General features: G+C 68.2%; 16 protein-coding genes. 8 read left to right on the forward strand and 8 right to left on the reverse strand.

The window, feature by feature from the left end; translation table 11 throughout:
* Positions 1-5: 5 nt before the first annotated feature.
* The 4 genes from BM060_RS17340 to dksA all read right to left on the reverse strand — a co-directional run bounded on the left by BM060_RS17340 (position 6) and on the right by dksA (position 4,618).
* Positions 6-2,957, reverse strand: a complete 2,952-nt coding sequence (locus BM060_RS17340; RefSeq protein WP_069863307.1) for a sensor histidine kinase — start codon at positions 2,955-2,957, stop codon at positions 6-8.
* Positions 2,941-3,117, reverse strand: coding sequence for a hypothetical protein (locus tag BM060_RS32510; RefSeq protein ID WP_003095129.1), 177 nt, complete (start codon positions 3,115-3,117; stop codon positions 2,941-2,943). Before BM060_RS32510 ends, BM060_RS17340 begins: the two co-directional genes overlap by 17 nt.
* A gap of 84 nt (positions 3,118-3,201) precedes the next feature.
* Entirely contained in the window at positions 3,202-4,089 is an 888-nt protein-coding gene (gene gluQRS, locus BM060_RS17345; protein WP_074981376.1) for a tRNA glutamyl-Q(34) synthetase GluQRS, read from the reverse strand.
* A gap of 85 nt (positions 4,090-4,174) precedes the next feature.
* On the reverse strand, positions 4,175-4,618 hold the full coding sequence (gene dksA / locus BM060_RS17350) for an RNA polymerase-binding protein DksA (RefSeq protein ID WP_009612973.1): 444 nt from the start codon (positions 4,616-4,618) through the stop codon (positions 4,175-4,177).
* 191 nt (positions 4,619-4,809) lie between these two features.
* Here dksA and BM060_RS17355 point away from each other — a divergent pair, with 191 nt between their 5' ends.
* Positions 4,810-5,982 (forward strand): pyridoxal phosphate-dependent aminotransferase, encoded by a 1,173-nt coding sequence (locus BM060_RS17355; protein WP_074981379.1) that lies wholly within the window; start codon positions 4,810-4,812, stop codon positions 5,980-5,982.
* Entirely contained in the window at positions 5,982-6,689 is a 708-nt protein-coding gene (gene sfsA / locus BM060_RS17360) for a DNA/RNA nuclease SfsA (protein WP_074981381.1), read from the forward strand. Before BM060_RS17355 ends, sfsA begins: the two co-directional genes overlap by 1 nt.
* Before the next feature lie 148 nt (positions 6,690-6,837).
* On the opposite strand, the gene BM060_RS17365 is transcribed toward sfsA, so the two are convergent.
* Entirely contained in the window at positions 6,838-7,167 is a 330-nt protein-coding gene (locus tag BM060_RS17365; protein ID WP_069863311.1) for a Rieske (2Fe-2S) protein, read from the reverse strand.
* Between the two features lie 446 nt (positions 7,168-7,613).
* Between BM060_RS17365 and BM060_RS17370 the strand changes: the two genes are divergently transcribed.
* The 5 genes from BM060_RS17370 to BM060_RS17390 are packed head-to-tail and all read left to right on the forward strand — an operon-like array spanning position 7,614 to position 12,270.
* Entirely contained in the window at positions 7,614-8,669 is a 1,056-nt protein-coding gene (locus BM060_RS17370; protein ID WP_074981383.1) for a hemin-degrading factor, read from the forward strand.
* 10 nt (positions 8,670-8,679) lie between these two features.
* Complete coding sequence (locus tag BM060_RS17375; protein WP_074981385.1) at positions 8,680-9,573, forward strand: heme/hemin ABC transporter substrate-binding protein; 894 nt, start codon at positions 8,680-8,682, stop codon at positions 9,571-9,573.
* Between the two features lie 50 nt (positions 9,574-9,623).
* The gene (locus BM060_RS17380; RefSeq protein ID WP_116425910.1) at positions 9,624-10,607 is read left to right on the forward strand and encodes a FecCD family ABC transporter permease; all 984 of its coding nucleotides are present in this window, start codon (positions 9,624-9,626) and stop codon (positions 10,605-10,607) included.
* A complete protein-coding gene (locus BM060_RS17385) occupies positions 10,607-11,374 on the forward strand; it encodes a heme ABC transporter ATP-binding protein (RefSeq protein WP_074981388.1) in 768 nt (255 codons plus the stop codon). The genes BM060_RS17380 and BM060_RS17385 overlap by 1 nt, the downstream gene beginning before the upstream one ends.
* Before the next feature lie 11 nt (positions 11,375-11,385).
* Positions 11,386-12,270 (forward strand): ChaN family lipoprotein, encoded by an 885-nt coding sequence (locus BM060_RS17390; RefSeq protein WP_074981389.1) that lies wholly within the window; start codon positions 11,386-11,388, stop codon positions 12,268-12,270.
* 821 nt (positions 12,271-13,091) lie between these two features.
* On the opposite strand, the gene BM060_RS17395 is transcribed toward BM060_RS17390, so the two are convergent.
* From BM060_RS17395 to BM060_RS17405, 3 genes are all read right to left on the reverse strand, one after another.
* A complete protein-coding gene (locus tag BM060_RS17395) occupies positions 13,092-13,892 on the reverse strand; it encodes a Crp/Fnr family transcriptional regulator (protein ID WP_074981391.1) in 801 nt (266 codons plus the stop codon).
* Positions 13,893-13,999: 107 nt separating this feature from the next.
* Positions 14,000-14,272, reverse strand: a complete 273-nt coding sequence (locus tag BM060_RS17400) for a TfoX/Sxy family protein (RefSeq protein ID WP_009612953.1) — start codon at positions 14,270-14,272, stop codon at positions 14,000-14,002.
* 209 nt (positions 14,273-14,481) lie between these two features.
* Complete coding sequence (locus tag BM060_RS17405; protein WP_074981393.1) at positions 14,482-16,044, reverse strand: bifunctional aminoglycoside phosphotransferase/ATP-binding protein; 1,563 nt, start codon at positions 16,042-16,044, stop codon at positions 14,482-14,484.
* Between the two features lie 219 nt (positions 16,045-16,263).
* Between BM060_RS17405 and mrcB the strand changes: the two genes are divergently transcribed.
* Positions 16,264-18,585, forward strand: coding sequence for a penicillin-binding protein 1B (mrcB, locus tag BM060_RS17410; RefSeq protein WP_074981396.1), 2,322 nt, complete (start codon positions 16,264-16,266; stop codon positions 18,583-18,585).
* The last annotated feature ends 4 nt before the right edge of the window (positions 18,586-18,589 follow it).

The following is an 18,589-nucleotide window of genomic DNA, read 5'->3' on the forward strand; positions in this document are numbered from 1 at the left end:
CTCGTCTACTGCTCGGCCGTCGGGCCAGGATGCCGCGGCAAGGTCACGCGGATGCGGGTGCCGCATTCGCGTTCCGGATCGGCCGGGCTGTCGATGGTGATCTGCCCATAATGCTCTTCCACGATCGAATAGACCAGTGCGAGGCCCAGGCCGGTCCCCTTGCCGGGGTCCTTGGTGGTGAAGAAGGGCTCGAACAGGCGATCGATGATGGACTTGGGAATGCCGCTGCCTTCGTCTTCGACGATGAGGTCGACGGTGTTCTCCGAGGCTTCGCTGCGTACCCGTATGGCGCCGCCGGGCGGGGAGGCGTCGCGGGCGTTGGACAGCAGGTTGATGAGTACCTGGGCCAGGCGCTGGGCATCGCCCTCCACCCAGTGGTCCGGGTCGCACAGGTTGAAGAACTGCACTTCGACGCTGCGTCGGTTCAACGATAGCAAACTGATGGCTTCCTGGGTGACATCGGCCAGGCACACCGGCTCGGCGGCCACCTGCTTGCCGCCGGCGTGGGCGAAGCTCATCAGCGACTGGACGATGCGCGAGACGCGCTTGGTCTGTTCGAGGATCTGTCCGCTGATCTCGGTCAGCTCGCCGTCGCCCTCGCGTTCCTCGCGCAGGTTCTGCGCCAGGCAAGCGATGCCGGTGATGGGGTTGCCGATCTCGTGGGCCACGCCGGCGGCCAGGCGGCCGATGGAGGCCAGGCGCTCGGAGTGGATCAGCTTGTCTTCCAGGGACTGCGTCTCGGTGAGGTCCTCGACCAGCAGCACCAGGCCGCTGTTGCCCGGCGCCAGAGGCTCCTCGATGGCCGCCTTGTGCAGGTTAAGCCAGCGCGTCTGGCCGTCGATGGCCAGGCGTTGCTTGTGCAGGTGCTGGTCGGGGGCCTCGATGAAGCCTTCCAGCAGGCCCTTCCAGGGATCCGGCAGGGCCGACAGGCGCGAGCCGACCACACGCTGCGCGGGCACCCCGGTGAGTTCCTCGATGGCGCGGTTCCACATCAGCACTTCCTGGTCCTTGGCCAGCGAGCACACGCCCATCGGCAGGTCCTGCAAGGTCTGGCGGTGGTATCGGCGCAGGGCGTCCAGTTCGGCGGCCAGGCCGGTGAGCCGCGAGTGGTAGTCCTCCAGGCGGCTCTCGATGAAGTGGATGTCCTCGGTGACGTAGCTCTCGCTGCTGGCCTTGTAGGGCAGGAAGGTCTCGACCATGTCCTGGGCCACGCTTGGGCCCATCAGCCCGGAGAGGTTGGCCTCGATGCGGTCGCGCAGGCGGCGCAGGGCGTAGGGGCGGCGCTCGTCGAAGGGCAGGTGCAGGTCGCGCAGGGCCTGTTCCACTTCCTTCTGCGCGGTCTTGGCGCCCAGCGGCTTGGCCAGCTGGCTGGCGAATTCCTGGGGCGAGACGGCGAGCAGTTCGCGGCGCTGCGGGCGGCGCACGTTGTCCACCGCGCAGGCTTCGGCGGCACCCTTTTCCTCGTCGCTGGGCTCGCTGAACAGCGACACCAGGGTGAACACCAGCACGTTGGCCGCCAACGAGGCGAGGGCGGCCAGGTGCCAACTGGCCTCGTCGAGCACGTACAGCGAGTCGAACAGCGGGATGTGCAGGGTCTGCACGTTGCCCATCAGCGGCACCAGCATGGTGGCGCCCCACACCAGCATGCCCGCCACCAGGCCGGCGATGAAGCCGCGGCGATTGGCCGCTGGCCAGTAGAGCACCGAGAGCGCGCCGGGGAGGAACTGCAGGGTGGCGACGAAGGAGACGATGCCCAGGTTCGACAGCTCCTGCTCCGAGCCCAGCAGCAGGTAGAAGCCGTAGCCGAGCAGGATGATGGTGGCGATCAGCGCCCGCCGCGTCCATTTCAGCCAGCGGTAGATGTTGCCCTCGGCCGGCGGCTGGTACAACGGCAGCACCAGGTGGTTGAGGACCATGCCCGACAGCGCCAGGGTCATCACGATGATCAGCCCGCTGGCCGCCGAGATGCCGCCGATGAAGGCGGCCAGGGCCAGGGCCGGGCTGTCCACCGCCATGCCCAGGCCGAGGGTGAAGTATTCCGGGTTGGTCGAGGCGCCCAGGTGCAGGCCGGCCCAGAGGATCGGCGGCACCGCCAGGCTCATCGGCAGCAGGAACAGCGGCAGGCCCCAGCTGGCGCTGAGCAGGGCGCGCGGGTTGAGGTTCTCGGTGAAGGTCATGTGATACATGTGCGGCATCACGATGGCCGAGGCGAAGAACACCAGCAGCAGGGTGCGCCAGGGCCCCTCGGCCAGCGGCGTGTGCAGGGTGCTCAGGGCCTCCTGGTTCTGCAGCAGCCACACCTCCAGGCCGTCGGGGCCGCCGAACACGCCGTAGAGGGCGAACAGGCCGATGGAGCCCAGGGCGATCAGCTTGACCAGGGATTCGAAGGCGATGGCCATCACCAGCCCTTCGTGGCGCTCGCGGGTGGCGATGTGGCGGGCGCCGAAGAGGATGGCGAACAGGGTGATCAGCGCGCAGAACGCCAGCGCCGCGCTGTTGGCGTCGGCGCCGCGGGTCAGCAGGCTGATGGAGTTGGTCACCGCCTCGATCTGCAGGGCCAGCATCGGCAGCACGCCGATCAGCATGAACAGCGTGGTCAGCGCGCCGGCCCAGGTGCTGCGGAAGCGGAAGGCGAACAGGTCGGCCAGCGACGACAGCTGGTAGGCGCGGGTGATGCGCAGGATCGGGTAGAGCAGCACCGGGGCCAGCAGGAAGGCCCCGGACACCCCCAGGTAGATGGCCAGGAAGCCGTAGCCGTACTGGTAGGCCAGGCCGACGGTGCCATAGAAGGCCCAGGCGCTGGCGTAGACGCCCAGCGACAGGGTGTACACCAGCGGGTGGCGCACCAGGCGGCGCGGCACGTAGCCGCGCTCGGTGATCCAGGCGACACCGAACAGGGTGGTGAGGTAGGCGGCGCTGATCAGGATCAGCTGGGTGAGGCTAAAGCTCGTCAGCATCGCGCTGGCTCTGCAGGATGAAGGTCACGACTATGAGAATCAGCCACAGCAGGTAAGGGCGATACCAGGCGCCGTTGGGGTCGATCCACCAGTCCATGATGGCGGGCGAGAACAGGTAGATGCCCACGACCAGGAGCAGCACCAGTCGATAGATGTACATGTCATGCCTCTCGTTGTGCGGACGGCAGGCTACAGGCAGCCGATGGGCGCCTGCAAGCCGGGGCGCATGGCCCCTCTCATCATCTTAGAGCCGGGCGTCTGCCAGCGTCAGTACGCGGGGGATGCGCGCGGCGTCCCAGTGCGCCACGCCCCAGGCCAGCACCTCGGCCGGGGTGGCGCCGGCCAGTTCCGCCGGCGCGGCCTGGCCCAGGGCCTTCAGGGCGCGCAGCAGCAGCGGGGCGGCCTGCTCGGCGGCCAGCGGCGGCGAGCGGTAGGACTTGCCCAGCTTGTGGCCGTCGGGCTGGACGATCAGCGGCACGTGCAGGTAGCGCGGCTGGGCTATCCCGAGCAGTTCCTGCAGGTACAGCTGGCGCGGGGTGTTGTCGAGCAGGTCGGCGCCGCGGACGATGTCGGTCACGCCCTGCCAGGCGTCGTCCAGCACCACCGCCAGCTGGTAGGCATAGAGGCCGTCGCGGCGGCGGATGACGAAGTCGCCCACTTCGTGGCCCAGGTGCTGGCGGAACTCGCCCTGGACGCGGTCGACGAAGGCGTATTCCAGCTCCGGCACGCGGATGCGGATGGCCACCTCGCCATGCCAGTCGTGGCCGGCGTTGCGGCAGGTGCCGGGGTAGATGCCGCCGCTGCCTTCGAGCTGCTTGCGCGAGCAGGTGCAGGTGTAGGCCAGGCCACTGCGTAGCCACTGCTCGACCACCGCCGCGTAGGCTTCGCCGCGTTCGCTCTGGCGTTCCACCGGGCCGTCCCACTCGAAGCCGTAGCGCTCCAGCGTCTGCAGGATGGCGGCCTGGGCGCCGGGCATTTCCCGCGGCGGGTCGAGGTCTTCCATGCGCACCAGCCAGCGCCCGCCGACGGCGCGGGCATCGAGGTAGGAGGCGACGGCGGCGACCAGCGAGCCGAAGTGCAGGTAGCCGCTGGGGGTGGGGGCGAAGCGTCCGGTGTAGCGGGAGTCGGGCATGGCGCAGGCTTGTGGTCAGGGGCGGGGAGCGCCGCACAAACGCGACGGGGCGCCTAGGCGCCCCGTTCGCGAAAAGCCGCCGGCATCAGGAGCCGAGCTGCTTTTCCTTGATTTCCGCGAGGGTCTTGCAGTCGATGCAGAGGGTCGCGGTGGGGCGGGCTTCGAGGCGGCGGATGCCGATCTCCACGCCGCAGGAGTCGCACCAGCCGTAGTCGTTGTCCTCGATCAGCTGGAGGGTCTCGTCGATCTTCTTGATCAGCTTGCGCTCGCGGTCGCGGGCGCGCAGTTCGAGGCTGAACTCCTCTTCCTGGCTGGCGCGGTCGGCCGGGTCCGGGAAGTTGGCCGCTTCGTCCTGCATGTGGTGCACCGTGCGATCGACTTCTTCCATCAGCTCAACTTTCCACTTGTTGAGGATGGAGGTGAAGTGGGCGCGCATGCGCTCGCTCATGTACTCCTCGCCCTTGGTTTCCTGGTAGGGCTCGAAGCCACGAATCAGTTGGCTGCTCTGCTGTTTTGCATTGGTGGGCATGTGTGGCCGCCTCTCACTCTCGCTAATCCTGTCGCGGATGGTCCCTCTCCGGTCGACGCCGGCCCCGCGCTCGCAAGCGGGCGAACTTACCAGATCGATAATCGCGATGCTACTCCCGGTTGTCGAGCCTGCTGCCACCCGCCGATGGCTTGGTTAGAATCGCCTCTTCGTCGCAAAGTTCGGTATTTCCCATGGTTTCTTCCTTCAGTGCCCGCAGCCGCGCCATCGAACCTTTCCACGTCATGGCGTTGCTGGCGCGAGCCAACGAGCTGCAGGCCGCCGGCCACGACGTCATCCACCTGGAAATCGGCGAGCCGGATTTCAGCACCGCCGCGCCCATAGTCGCTGCCGGCCAGGCCGCATTGGCCGCCGGCCACACCCGCTACACCGCGGCCCGCGGCCTGCCGCAGCTGCGCGAGGCCATCGCCGGCTTCTACGCCTCGCGCTACCGCCTGGCCATCGACCCCGAGCGCATCCTGGTCACCCCGGGCGGTTCCGGCGCCCTGCTGCTGGCCAGCAGCCTGCTGGTCGACCCGGGCCGCCACTGGCTGCTAGCCGACCCCGGCTACCCGTGCAACCGTCACTTCCTGCGCCTGGTGGAGGGCGCCGCGCAACTGGTGCCGGTCGGCCCGCAGAGCCGTTACCAGCTCACCCCGGAGCTGGTGAATGCGCACTGGAATCAGGACAGTGTAGGCGCTTTGCTGGCATCGCCGGCGAATCCTACCGGCACTTTGCTGCACAAGGATGAACTGGCCGCGTTGTCGCAGGCGCTGAAGGCCCGCGGCGGGCATATGGTGGTGGACGAGATCTATCACGGCCTGACCTACGGCGTGGACGCCAGCAGCGTGCTGGAAGTGGACGACGAGGCCTTCGTCCTCAACAGTTTCTCCAAATATTTCGGCATGACCGGCTGGCGCCTGGGCTGGCTGGTGGCGCCGCCGGAGGCGGTGGGCGAATTGGAGAAGCTGGCGCAGAACCTCTACATCAGCGCCCCGAGCATGGCCCAGTACGCCGCGCTGGCCTGTTTCGAGGAGGGCACCCTGGCCATCCTCGAAGAGCGCCGCGCCGAGTTCGCCCGGCGCCGCGACTACCTGCTGCCGGCCCTGCGCGAGCTGGGCTTCGGCATCGCCGTGGAGCCGGAAGGGGCCTTCTACCTGTATGCCGACATCAGCGCCTTCGGCGGCGACGCCTACCGCTTCTGCCAGCACTTCATCGAGACCGAGCACGTGGCCTTCACCCCGGGCGTGGACTTCGGCCGCTACCAGGCCGACCACCACGTGCGCTTCGCCTACACCCAGAACCTGGAGCGCCTGGCGCAGGCGGTGGAGCGCATCGCCCGCGGCCTGAAGAGCTGGCGGCCCTGATGCGCTTCGCTCCGGAACTGGAAGAGGCGCGCCTGCTGCGCCGCTACAAGCGCTTCCTCGCCGATATCGAAACTGCCGGCGGCGAGCAACTGACCATCCACTGCCCGAACACCGGCTCCATGCTCAACTGCATGAGCGAGGGCTGCCGGGTGTGGTTCAGCCGCTCGGACGACCCCAAGCGCAAGCTGCCGGGCACCTGGGAGCTGAGCGAGACGCCCCAGGGACGCCTGGCCTGCGTCAACACCGGGCGCGCCAACCGCCTGGTGGAGGAGGCCCTGCTGGCCGGGAGCGTCGCCGAACTGGCCGGTTTCGCCGTGCTGCGACGGGAAGTCGCATACGGCGTGGAGAACAGCCGCGCGGACTTCCGCCTGGAGTTCGCCGCCGGGCCGGTGTTCGTCGAGGTGAAGAGCGTCACCCTGGGCTTCGACGCCACGCCGGTGGCGGCCTTCCCCGACGCAGTCACCACCCGCGGGGCCAAGCACCTGCGCGAGTTGGCGGCGCTGGCGCGGCAGGGCACCCGGGCGGTGCTGCTGTATTGCGTGAACCTGTCCGGCATCGAGGCGGTGCGCCCGGCGGAGGAAATCGATCCGGCCTACGCCGCGGCGCTGCGCGAGGCGCGTGACGCCGGCGTCGAGATGCTGGCCTATGGCGCGGACATCGACGTCAGCGAAATCCGCCTGAGCCGGCCGCTGCGCATCGAGCTGTAGAGCGCTCAGAGCCTGTCTACGATCTCGCGAGCTGGAGCAGAACAAGGCTAAAAACAGGCGAGAGCGGGCAGTTTAGTCCGCTAAATGAGCATCGCTCGCCTGTTTTTAACGCAGTTATGCCGACGCGCAGCAGGTCGTAGGCTGGTTCTCAGTCATCCTCGGGCAGGCTTATCCACAACCCCTGCTCGTCCTCGCGGCACGGCAGGCTGTCGAGCACCTCGCCCAGGCAGGGGCCCTGGATGCATTCGCCGGATTCGATGAGGAAGAGTGCGCCGTGGTGGGCGCACTGCAGCAGCGCGCCACTGGCATCGAGGAAGCGGTCGGCCTCCCACTCCAGGGGCACGCCGCGGTGCGGGCAGCGGTTGCGGTAGACATGGACGCGGCCCTGGCGCCGTACGGCGAAGACCTTCAGGCCTTCGACCTGGAAGCCGCGGGTCCGCCCCTCGGCCAGCTCGCCCGGATGACACAGCAGGATCATCCGGACGCTCCCGGCGCCGACAGCAGGGCGCATCGCGCCCTCTGACGTCGGGATAGGGTGCACGTCCTTGTGCTGAAGTCGTCAGGACCAGCCTCGACGTTGCGCAGGGCGCGCTGCGATCCGGGCTGGAGCCGTTGTCGGTGAGACCGTGCAGGTCGCCCCATTGCCAATGCTTCTTTTCGCCGAGGTTGAACGGGCGGAGCTTCATCCCTGGCGACGCCTGGCATTCGGGCCAGGTTCGCGTATCGCCGAGGTCGCCGCGGGCCCGCATCATATCCCAAACCGGCAGTTGGCTTGGATGGCCGCGGAAAATTGGCTGCACACCATAGGGGGTCATGAAATCAGATGCAAATAATTATCAAATAGAATTGCCGGATTCGTTGTGGCAGAGTTTCTTTCATTGTGCCGCGATGCGGCAGGCCCCCTTGCGAACGAGGATTTCTGCGATGACTACCCTTTCCGCGCCGGCTTCCGAGCTGTACCGCGCCTGGCAGGCGCTGCGTGCCGAGAAACCGCGCCTGCGCGCCCGCGATGCCGCGCAACACCTGGATGTGAGCGAGGCCGAGCTGACCGCTAGCCGCCTCGGCGTCGATGCCGTGCGCCTGCGCCCGGAGTGGGCCGCGCTGCTGCCGGCCCTCGGCGAACTGGGCCCGATCATGGCGCTGACGCGCAACGAGCACTGCGTGCACGAGCGCAAGGGGCCCTACCAGGAGGTCACCGTGTCGGGCAACGGGCAGATGGGCCTGGTGGTGTCCCCGGACATCGACCTGCGCCTGTTCCTCGGCGGCTGGGACAGCGTGTTCGCCATCAGCGAGGAAACCGCCCACGGCACCCAGCGCAGCATCCAGGTGTTCGACCGCCAGGGCACCGCGGTGCACAAGGTGTTTCTCACCGAGCACAGCGACGTCGCCGCCTGGGCGCCGCTGGTGGAGCGCTTCCGCGCCGAGGAACAGAGCGAGCGCCTGGAGCTGCGTCCGGCCGAGGCGAAAGCCGCGCCGCTGGCCGACGGCGAGATCGACGTCGCTTCCCTGCGCCAGGGCTGGGCGGCGCTGAAGGACACCCACCACTTCTTCGCCCTGCTGAAGAAGCACAAGGCCGAGCGCACCCAGGCGCTGCGCCTGGCCGGCCGCGAATGGGCCGAGCCGCTGGACGTCGCCGAGCTGCCGCGCCTGCTGGAGGCCGCCAGCCAGTCCCGCCTGCCGATCATGATCTTCGTCGGCAACGCCCACTGCATCCAGATCCACACCGGCACCGTGGACAACCTGAAGTGGCTGGACGACTGGTTCAACGTGCTCGACCCGCAGTTCAACCTGCACCTGAAGACCCCTGGCGTGCGCGAGCTGTGGCGCGTGCGCAAGCCGAGCAGCGACGGCATCGTCACCAGCTGGGAAGCCTTCGACGCCGACGGCGAACTGGTCCTGCAGGTGTTCGGCGCGCGCAAGCCGGGTGTGCCGGAACTGCAAGAATGGCGTAGCCTCGCCGAATCCTTCGCGGCCATCTGAGGAGGCAACCATGACTGCGCGTCCCCTGCTGGCCGGCCTCTTCGCCGGGCTGTGCCTCGCCGCCTCCAGCGCCATCGCCGACAGCCTGCCCAAGCGCTGGGTGAGCGCCGGCGGCTCGCTGAGCGAGTGGGTTGTGGCCCTGGGCGGCGAGTCGCGCCTGGTCGGCGTCGACACCACCAGCCTGCACCCGGCCAGCCTCAAGGCGTTGCCGAAGATCGGCTACCAGCGCCAGCTGGCGGCCGAAGGCATCCTGGCGCTGAAGCCGGACATCCTCCTCGGCAGCGAGGAGATGGGGCCGCCGCCGGTGCTGCAGCAACTGCGCGCGGCGGGCGTGCGGATCGAAACCCTGTCGGCCAAGGCCGACGAGAAGACCGTGCATGACAACCTGCTGCGCCTGGGCGAGCTGCTGGGCACGCCCGAGCAGGCCGGCAAGGTGGCGGCGGACTTCCAGGCGCGCCTGGCGGCGCAGCAGGCCTGGGTGGCCAAGGCCCAGGCCGGGCAAGCCGCGCCGGGCGTGGTGCTGCTGGTCGGCAACGCCGGCGGCAGCCTGCTGGTGGCCGGACAGGACACCGCCGGCGACTGGATGATCCAGCACGCCGGCGGGCGCAACCTGGCCAGCCACAAGGGCTACAAGGCGTTGTCCGGCGAAGCCCTGACCGCCCTCGATCCGCAGGTGGTGGTGCTGGCCGACCGCAGCCTGGATGGCGACAAGGCCCGCGAGGCGCTGATCCGACAGAACCCCGGGTTGGCCGCTACCCGCGCGGCGCGTGAGGCCCGCGTGCTGGTGCTCGATCCGACGCTGCTGGTCGGCGGTCTCGGTCCGCGCGTTCCGGACGCATTGGCCAGCCTCTCCAAGGCCTTTTATCCTTCCGCGCAGGCCCTGAACCCGGAAGGTCGTCCTTGACTGCGAAGCACGCTGCCCGACCGCTGTTCCTGCTCCTTGGTTTTCTTCTGCTGCTGGTCCTCTGGCTGTCCCTGGCCCTGGGGCCGGTCAGCCTGCCGCTGGGCGACACGCTGCGGGCGCTGGCGCGTCTGTGCGGCCTGCCGGTGTCCGCCGACGACCTCGGCCAGGCCGAGCTGATCGTCGGGCAGATCCGCCTGCCGCGCACCCTGTTGGGCGTCGCCACCGGCGGCGTGCTGGCGCTGGCCGGGGTGGCCATGCAGGGGCTGTTCCGCAACCCGCTGGCCGACCCCGGGCTGATCGGCGTATCCAGCGGCGCCGCGCTGGGCGCCGCCATCGCTATCGTCTTCGGCGCTTCCATGGGTGGCCTGCCGGAAGCTTTCGCGCCCTACTTGCTGTCCGCCTGCGCCTTCGGCGGCGGTTTGCTGGTGACCGCGCTGGTCTACCGGCTCGGCCGCCACAATGGGCAGACCAGCGTGGCCACCATGCTGCTCGCCGGCATCGCCCTCACCGCGCTGGCCGGCGCGCTGATCGGCCTGTTCACCTACCTCGCCGACGACGCCACGCTGCGCACCCTGACCTTCTGGAACCTCGGCAGCCTCAACGGCGCCAGCTACCCGCGGCTGTGGCCGCTGCTGCTGGTCACGCTGCTGGTGGCCTGCTGGCTGCCGCGCCGGGTGGATGCGCTCAACGCGTTGTTGCTGGGTGAGTCCGAGGCGCGTCACCTGGGCTTCGACGTCGAGCGGCTGAAGGTCGAACTGATCCTCTGCACGGCGCTGGGCGTTGGCGCCGCGGTGGCCGCGGCCGGGCTGATCGGCTTCATCGGCCTGGTGGTGCCGCACCTGCTGCGTCTGATCGTCGGCCCCGATCACCGGGTGTTGCTGCCGGCCTCGATGTTCGGCGGCGCCATCCTGCTGCTGCTCGCCGACCTGGTGGCGCGCCTGGCGCTGGCGCCGGCGGAGCTGCCGATCGGCATCGTCACGGCGCTGATCGGCGCGCCCTTCTTCCTTTATCTGCTGATCCGGGGGCGTTCCTGATGCTGACGGCGGAGAACCTGACGGTGAAGCGTGGGCATCAGGTGGTCCTGCAGGGCGTGAGCCTGGCGCTGCAGCCGGGCGAGGTGCTCGGTGTGTTGGGCCCCAACGGCGCGGGCAAGAGCACCCTGCTGGGCGCCCTCAATGGCGAGCTGCCGCTGGCCGGCGGCAGCGTGAGCCTCGATGGTCGCGCGCTGGATCAATGGCAGGGTACGGCGCGGGCGCAGCGCCTGGCGGTGCTGCCGCAGTCCTCGTCGCTGAATTTCGCCTTCAGCGTCGAGTCGGTGGTGGGTTTCGGCCGGCTGCCCCACGACAGCGGCCGCCAGCGCGACCTGCAGATCATCGCCGAAGCCATGACGGCGGCCGACGCCTCGCACCTGGCCGGGCGCAGCTACCTGGCGCTGTCCGGCGGCGAGCGCCAGCGCGTGCACCTGGCGCGGGTCCTGGCGCAGCTGTGGCCGGGCGGCGCGGAGCAGGTGCTGCTGCTGGACGAGCCGACCTCGGCGCTCGACCCCCTGCACCAGCACACCACTTTGCATGCGGTGCGCGAATTCGCCGGACGCGGCGCCGCGGTGCTGGTCATCCTGCACGACCTCAACCTCGCCGCGCGCTACTGTGACCGCCTGCTTCTGCTGCACGACGGCCGCCCGCATCTGTTCGGCACCCCGGACGAAGTGCTGCGCGCAGAGCCGCTGCGCCAGGTGTTCGGCCTGGACGTGCTGGTGCAGCGCCACCCCGAGCGCGGCCATCCGCTGATCGTCGCCCGCTGAAAGGAGTTCACATGAAATACCTGCTGATCCCGCTGGTGGCGCTGTTGGCGGCCTGCCAGAGCCTGCCGTCCGCGCCGCCCCTGCCGGCCTGGCAGAGCCCTGAGGGCCGCGACAGCGCAGAGCTGGGCGTCATCCGCGACCTGCGCAGCGGTCAGGTGCTGACCCCGGAGCAACTGCTCGAACGCCTGCAGGCCGCGCCCCGCGTACTGGTCGGCGAACAGCACGACAACCCCGACCATCACGCCCTGGAGCTGTGGCTGGTCCGCGCCCTGGCCCAGCGCCGCGAGCAAGGCAGCGTGCTGCTGGAAATGCTCAACCCCAACCAGCAGCAGCGGGTGATGGCCGCACAGGCCGCGGCTGCCGAAGGCAAGGCGCCGCAGGACCTGTATGCCGTATTGGCCTGGCAGCCGGGCTGGGACTGGTCGCTCTACGGCCCGATGGTGACCTGGCTGGTCAGGCAGCCGGCGCCGCTGCTGGCGGCCAACCTGGACCGCAGCGAGATCAAGCGCATCTATGGGGAGCAGCCAGCCCTGGCCGGCACTCGCTCGACGGCCGAGGAGGTGCGCCGGGTGCTGCTGGACGACATCCGCGAATCCCACTGCGGCCTGCTGCCGGAAAGCCAGATGCCGGCCATGCTGGCGGTACAGCAGCAGCGCGACCGGCGCATGGCCGAACGGCTGAAGGCGGCGCCCGCGCCCGCCGTGCTGATCGCCGGCGGCTTCCACGTGCGCCGCGACCTGGGCGTGCCCTTGCACCTGGAAGACTTGGAGGCGGGGGAGGGCATGCAGGTGCTGATGCTGGCCGAGGTCGGCAAGACGGTGTCGCCGCAGCAGGCGGACTACGTCTGGTACACGCCGGCGCTGCCGCCGCAGGATCATTGTGCGAAGTTGCGTTGATGTGGGTATAGCCTGACGGGAGGGCTCCTCTTTTTGTAGGAGCGAGCTTGCTCGCGAACAGCGCTCCCGGCTGCTTCGATGTTTCGGTGGCATTCCTTTCCCTCTCCCCAGCCTTCGGCTGCGCGCCCCGCCTTGAAGGGAGAGGGGGCTTGTCCGTGCCGAGAACAGGCATGGTTTCAGCCGGCAACTCTGCGCTAGCCGGCTAACTCCAGAACATCAGCGTCTGCCCAACGGTCCCCTCTCCCTTCAGGGAGAGGGTTAGGGAGAGGGCGCTCTCCAGGTCGAGTACCGAGCCCAACCGGCAGAGCGCTGTTCGCGAGCAAGCTCGCTCCTACGAAAAGAAATCCCCCGCCCATGACTTTCCTTCAGGCAAAAAAAGACCCGGCGATGAGCCGGGTCGAAACCGTGATTAGCCTGATGAGGAGATAATCTGATCGTCCGACTGCGTGGCCGCTCAGCTTACCCACTGGCCTCGCGACCAGTGGAGTTAATAATAACAATTATCATTCGCGAGTCAACGCTTTTTTCATCGCACCTGCATTTTCCGGCGAACGGTCATGGGAAAGGTTTCCCAGGAAAAATGCGGGGCAAAAAAAAGACCCGGCGGTGAGCCGGGTCTAAAACCGTGATTAGCCTGATGAGGAGATAACCTGAGCGTCCGACTGCGGTAGGGCTCTCAGCTTACCCGCCGACCTCGCGGCCAGCTGTGGTAATAATAACTATTATCATTTGTGAGTCAACAGCATTTCGCAAAAAAAGTCCGCCCTGCAGAAATGACGAAGCCCGGCACATGGCCGGGCTTCGTCTGGATCGGGCTTCGGCTAGCCGGCGCCGAGCTGCAGGCGCAGTTGGGTGACCTCGCGGTTGAGCAGGTCGATGCGCCGGGCCATGCCCTCGATCAGGCTGTGGGCGATGCGCGGGTTGCTCTGCATCAGGCTGAGGAACTGGTCCTTGGGGATCACCATCACGGTGCAGGGTTCGCTGGCGACCACGCTGGCGCTGCGCTTCTCGCCGGTGAACACGGCCATGGCGCCGAAGATCTCGTCCTTCTGCACGTCGCCGACCTTTTGCCCGTCGACGAAGGCCTCGGCGTGACCCTCGATGATGATGAACACGTGCTCGGCATCGTCGCCCTGCTGGATCAACTGGTCGCCGGCGGCGAAGTGGCGGAAGCCGGTGGACGGGCGGATGTCCGGCTGCTTGAGGTGTGCCAGGGCGTCGGAAAGCAGGGCGGTGTGGCCGATCAGGTAGTGCAGGAAGAGTTCCTGGCGCTGCTCGTCGGCGTGGATGTGGTGGAACACGTCGCTGCGCGAATAGGGCACCAGGCACAACGGCTCGTCGCTGGTGTAGCGGCACGGCGGCAGGTCGATGCCCTGGCGCAGTCCCACCAGGTCGCCCTCCTGCAGGTAGAACAGCGGGCGTTCGTCGACCAGCGCGTGGAGCAGGCCGTTCTCGATCAGGAACAGCTGCTGGTTCGGCAGCTCGGCCGACAGGTCGTCGGTACGTTCCAGGCGGATGGGCTCCGCGCAGGGGGCGAGGCCGGAAAGCAGCTGGGCGGGAATCCCCTGCAGACGGCTGATCAGCTGGTCGGCATAGGCCGGTTGTTCACCGAGTAGGTACATGGGCCGTAATTCCTTGGACGGACGTTGGCGGTCGGGGCGCACGAAGGGCCCTGAAACGATAGGGTTCTGGCCCGCGGCCGTAAATCATTTCCTGGAAGGCTTGTGAGCTAACTCTGATTCCTTTGAGGAAAAGTCTCCAATTGGCCCAATAGTTCGGCCTTGTGCGCCGGCGGCAGGTCGTTCCAATGGACGTCCAGCAGGGCGCCCTCGATGGCGTAGAGCAGCACCTTGGAGGCCCGGAAGCCGCGAGCCCGAACGGCGCGGTAGGCGCCGACCGCCCCCAGGCGGCGGAGGTCGGAGGCGTTGTGAATGCCCACGGCGTGCAGCCACTGGGCCGAGGTCTTGCCGAGGTTCTTCAGATGCAGCAGTTCGTCGTTCATCGTCGGTCCTTGCGATGCGGCACACGGGGTGGGTCATGCATGGCGGCGAGGGCCGTGAACTGCTGGAGACGGCCGGCTCACTTGACGATGAAGTGTAGCGGGCCCTTGGCGGGGCAATGTGGCTTTGTGACATCGGCGGGCGCGAAAGCGCCCTTGGCGTGACGAACGGCAGCCCGGGCATCGATCGTGCCCGGGCTGCGTCGAGGGGGTCAGATGCCCGGCAGGCGCTGGCGGATGCTGCCCACCAGGGTGTCGAGGCTGGCGCTGTCCTGGGTGTCGACGCGCTTGCTGTGGGCTTGCTCGTCGGCGTCCAGGGCTTCGCGTCCGGCCTGCTGGGCCTGCACCACTTCGAGGGTGGCGTCGGACGGGTCGCCGCCTTGCGCCTGGCGCTGGGCCAGCCAGCCGGCGATCACGCTTTCCGGCGCCTGGCAGTCGAGGATCAGGTAGGGCACCCCGGTGTCGTCGGCGATATGGCGCGCGGCCTGGCGCTGGGCGTGCTTGAGGAAGGTAGCGTCGAGCACCACCGGGTAGCCGGCGCGGAGGATGTCGCCGGCCAGGGCGTTGAGGCGCTCGTAGGTGGCCGCGCTGGATTCGGCATTGTAGATGCCGCCTTGCAGGGCGCCGCGCTGGGCTTCGTGCTGTTCGCCGAACAGGCGCTTGCGCTCCACGTCCGAGCGCAGGCGGATGGCGCCCAGGGCCTCGACCAGGCGCAGCGCCACCGAGCTCTTGCCCACCGCGGAAACGCCCATGGTCAGGGCCAGGAAGCGCGAGGGTATGGCGCTGTAGCTCTCCGCCAGGTTGGCGTAGTTGCGGTACTGGCGCAGGGTCGCGGCCTTCTGCACGGCGTCGTGCTGGTGGGCCAGGCTGAACAGGGCGATCTTGGCCCGCACCAGGGCGCGGTAGGCCTTGTAGAAGTTGAGGATTTCCAGGGACTGGTAGTCGCCGGTCTGCTCCAGGTACTGGCTGACGAAGCGCCGCGAATGGCACTTCAGACCGCGGTCCTCGAGGTCCATGGCGAGGAAGGCGTAGTCGGCGCAGACGTCGGTGAAGCGGAACGGCTCGTTGAACTCGATGCAGTCGAACAGCACCACCTGGCCGTCGATCAGCGCGGCGTTGCCCAGGTGGATGTCGCCGTGGCATTCGCGGATGAAGCCGTTCGCCTTGCGCGCCTGCAGCAGCGATTCCAGACGGTCGTAGGAGCTTTCGGCCCAGGCTTCCAGGGCGTCCAGCTGCAGCAGGTCGGCCTTGTCGCTGAGCAGCGGGCGGATCTGTTCGAAGTTCTGCCGCACCGGCGCCATCACCGCCTCGGCCGAGCCCAGCGGGTTGTCCTGCGGCACCTGCGGGGTGCGCAGGTGGAAGCCGGCGATCTGCTTCGCCAGGGCGTCGATGTGCTCGGAGGTCAGCTCGCCGCGCGCCTGCACCTCGCTGAGCAGGGCGTTCTGCGGGAATTCGCGGCACTTGAGCGCGTATTCGATCGCCGGGCCTTCGCCGCCCAGTTGTGGCGCGGCCTCGCTGCCGGTGATCGGCAGCACTTCCAGGTACAGGCCTTCGGTGAGGCGCTGGTTCAGGCGCAGTTCTTCCTCGCAGAAATGCTTGCGCGCCGCGAGGTCGGTGAAGTCGAGGAAGCCGAAGTTCACCGGCTTCTTGATCTTGTAAACGTACTGGCCGGTGAGCAGGACCCAGGAAATGTGGGTTTCGATGACCCGCACCTGCTCCACCGGGTGGGGGTACAGGGCAGGGTTCTGCAGGGCAGCGATCAGAGTCTGGCTCACGGGATATTGTCCTTGGCTGTCCGGATTCGGGAGGCAGGCATTATGGCGGCATCGCCGGTGGCTGCAAACTTGCCTGGCGCCGCAGGCAACCAATCGGCTGCCCGCTGGTCGAAGCTGCGTCGCTTTGGCCGGGGCACTTCCGCGCGCCTGCGACAGAGCCCGGACACCGCCTCGCGCGGCGTCTGTCCCCTGTGGATAAAGTACGTATAATGCGCCGCCATGACGCGTCCCCGATCCCCCCGTTCCCGTAAGAATCAAAAGTCCGCTCCGTCGCGCAAGTGGCTGGGCTGGCTGCTCAAGCTCAGCCTCGTCGGCCTGGTCGTGCTGGCCGGTTTCGCCGTGTATCTCGATGCGGTCGTCCAGGAGAAGTTCTCCGGCAAGCGCTGGACCATCCCGGCCAAGGTCTATGCCCGGCCGCTGGAGCTGTTCGTCGGCCTGAAGCTGAACAAGGACGACTTCCTCCAGGAACTCGGCGCCCTGGGTTACCGCCGCGATGGCACGGTCAGCGGCCCGGGCATGGTGGCCGTGTCCGGCGGCACGGTCGACCTCAATACCCGCGGCTTCCAGTTCTACGAGGGCGCCGAGCCCGCGCAGCGCATCCGCGTGCGTTTCTCCGGCGACTACGTGGCCGGCCTGTCCCGCGCCGACGGTTCCAAGCTGGACGTCGCGCGCATGGAGCCGCTGCTGATCGGCGGCATGTACCCCTCGCACAACGAAGACCGCATCCTCATCAAGCTGGACGAGGTGCCGCCGTACCTGGTCGACACCCTGGTGGCGGTGGAAGACCGCGACTTCTGGTCCCACCATGGCGTCTCGCTGAAGTCCATCGCCCGCGCCGTCTGGGTCAACGCCAGCGCCGGGCAGTTGCGCCAGGGCGGCAGCACCCTGACCCAGCAGTTGGTGAAGAACTTCTTCCTGACCAACGAGCGCAGCCTCAGCCGCAAGCTCACCGAAGCCATGATGGCGGTGCTGCTGGAGCTGCACTACGACAAGCGCGAGATCCTCGAGGGCTACCTCAACGAGGTGTTCCTCGGCCAGGACGGCCAGCGTTCGGTGAACGGCTTCGGCCTGGCCAGCCAGTACTTCTTCAGCCAGCCGCTGTCCGAGCTCAAGCTGCCGCAGATCGCGCTGCTGGTGGGTATGGTCAAGGGGCCGTCCTACTACAATCCGCGGCGCAACCCGGAGCGCGCCATGGAGCGGCGCAACGTGGTGCTCGACGTGCTCGCCGAGCAGGGCGTGATCACCCCCGAGCAGGCCGCGGCGGCCAAGCAGGCGCCCCTGGGCGTGACGCGCCAGGGCAGCATGGCCAACAGCTCGTACCCGGCGTTCCTCGACCTGGTGAAGCGCCAGCTGCGCCAGGACTACCGCGAGGAAGACCTGACCGAGGAAGGTCTGCGCATCTTCACCAGCTTCGATCCGATCCTGCAGTACAAGGCGGAAACCGCGGTCACCGAGACCTTCAAGCGCTTCGCCGGGCGCAAGGGCCTGGACCAGACGGAAACCGCGATGGTCGTGACCAACCCGGAGACCGGCGAAGTGCAGGCGCTGATCGGCAGCCGCGATTCGCGCTTCGCCGGCTTCAATCGCGCGGTGGACGCCACCCGGCCGATCGGCTCGCTGGTCAAGCCGGCGGTCTACCTGACCGCCCTCGAACGGCCCAGCCAGTACACCCTGACCACCTGGATCCAGGACCAGCCGTTCTCCATCAAGGGCAAGGACGGCCAGGTGTGGACGCCGAAGAACTACGAAGGCAGCTCCAACGGCACCATCTTCCTCTACCAGGGGCTGGCGCGTTCGCTGAACCTGTCCACCGCCAAGCTGGGCCTGGACCTGGGCGTGCCCAACGTGCTCAAGACTCTCGAACGCCTGGGCGTGCAGGTGGACTGGCCGGCCTACCCGTCGATGCTGCTGGGCGCCGGCGCCATGACGCCGATGCAGGTGGCGACCATGTACCAGACCATCGCCAGCGGCGGCTTCAACACCCCGCTGCGCAGTATCCGCAGCGTGGTCGCCGCCGACGGCCAGCCGCTCAAGCGCTATCCGTTCCAGGTCCAGCAGCGCTTCGACTCGGGCTCCATCTACCTGCTGCAGAACGCCATGCAGCGGGTGATGCGCGAGGGCACCGCGCGCTCGGCCTACAACCAGTTGCCGTCGAACCTGACCCTGGCGGGCAAGACCGGCACCACCAACGACTCCCGCGACAGCTGGTTCTCCGGTTTCGGCCAGGACCTGCTGGCGGTGGTCTGGCTGGGCCGCGACGACAACGGCAAGACGCCCTTCACCGGCGCCACCGGCGCGCTGCAGATCTGGACCAGCTTCATGCGCAAGGCCGACCCCCTGCCGCTGGACATGCCGATGCCGGATAATGTCAGCATGGCCTGGGTCGATCCGCGTACCGGCCAGGGCAGCGACGCCAATTGTCCGGGCGCCGTGCAGATGCCCTATATTCGCGGAAGCGAGCCGGCGCCCGGCGCCGGCTGTGGCAACAACCAGACGCCGGCCGGCGAGGTCATGGACTGGGTCCGTGGCTGGCTGAACTGAGGCG

The organism is Pseudomonas citronellolis (genome assembly GCF_900112375.1).
Taxonomy (GTDB): Bacteria; Pseudomonadota; Gammaproteobacteria; order Pseudomonadales; family Pseudomonadaceae; genus Pseudomonas; species Pseudomonas citronellolis.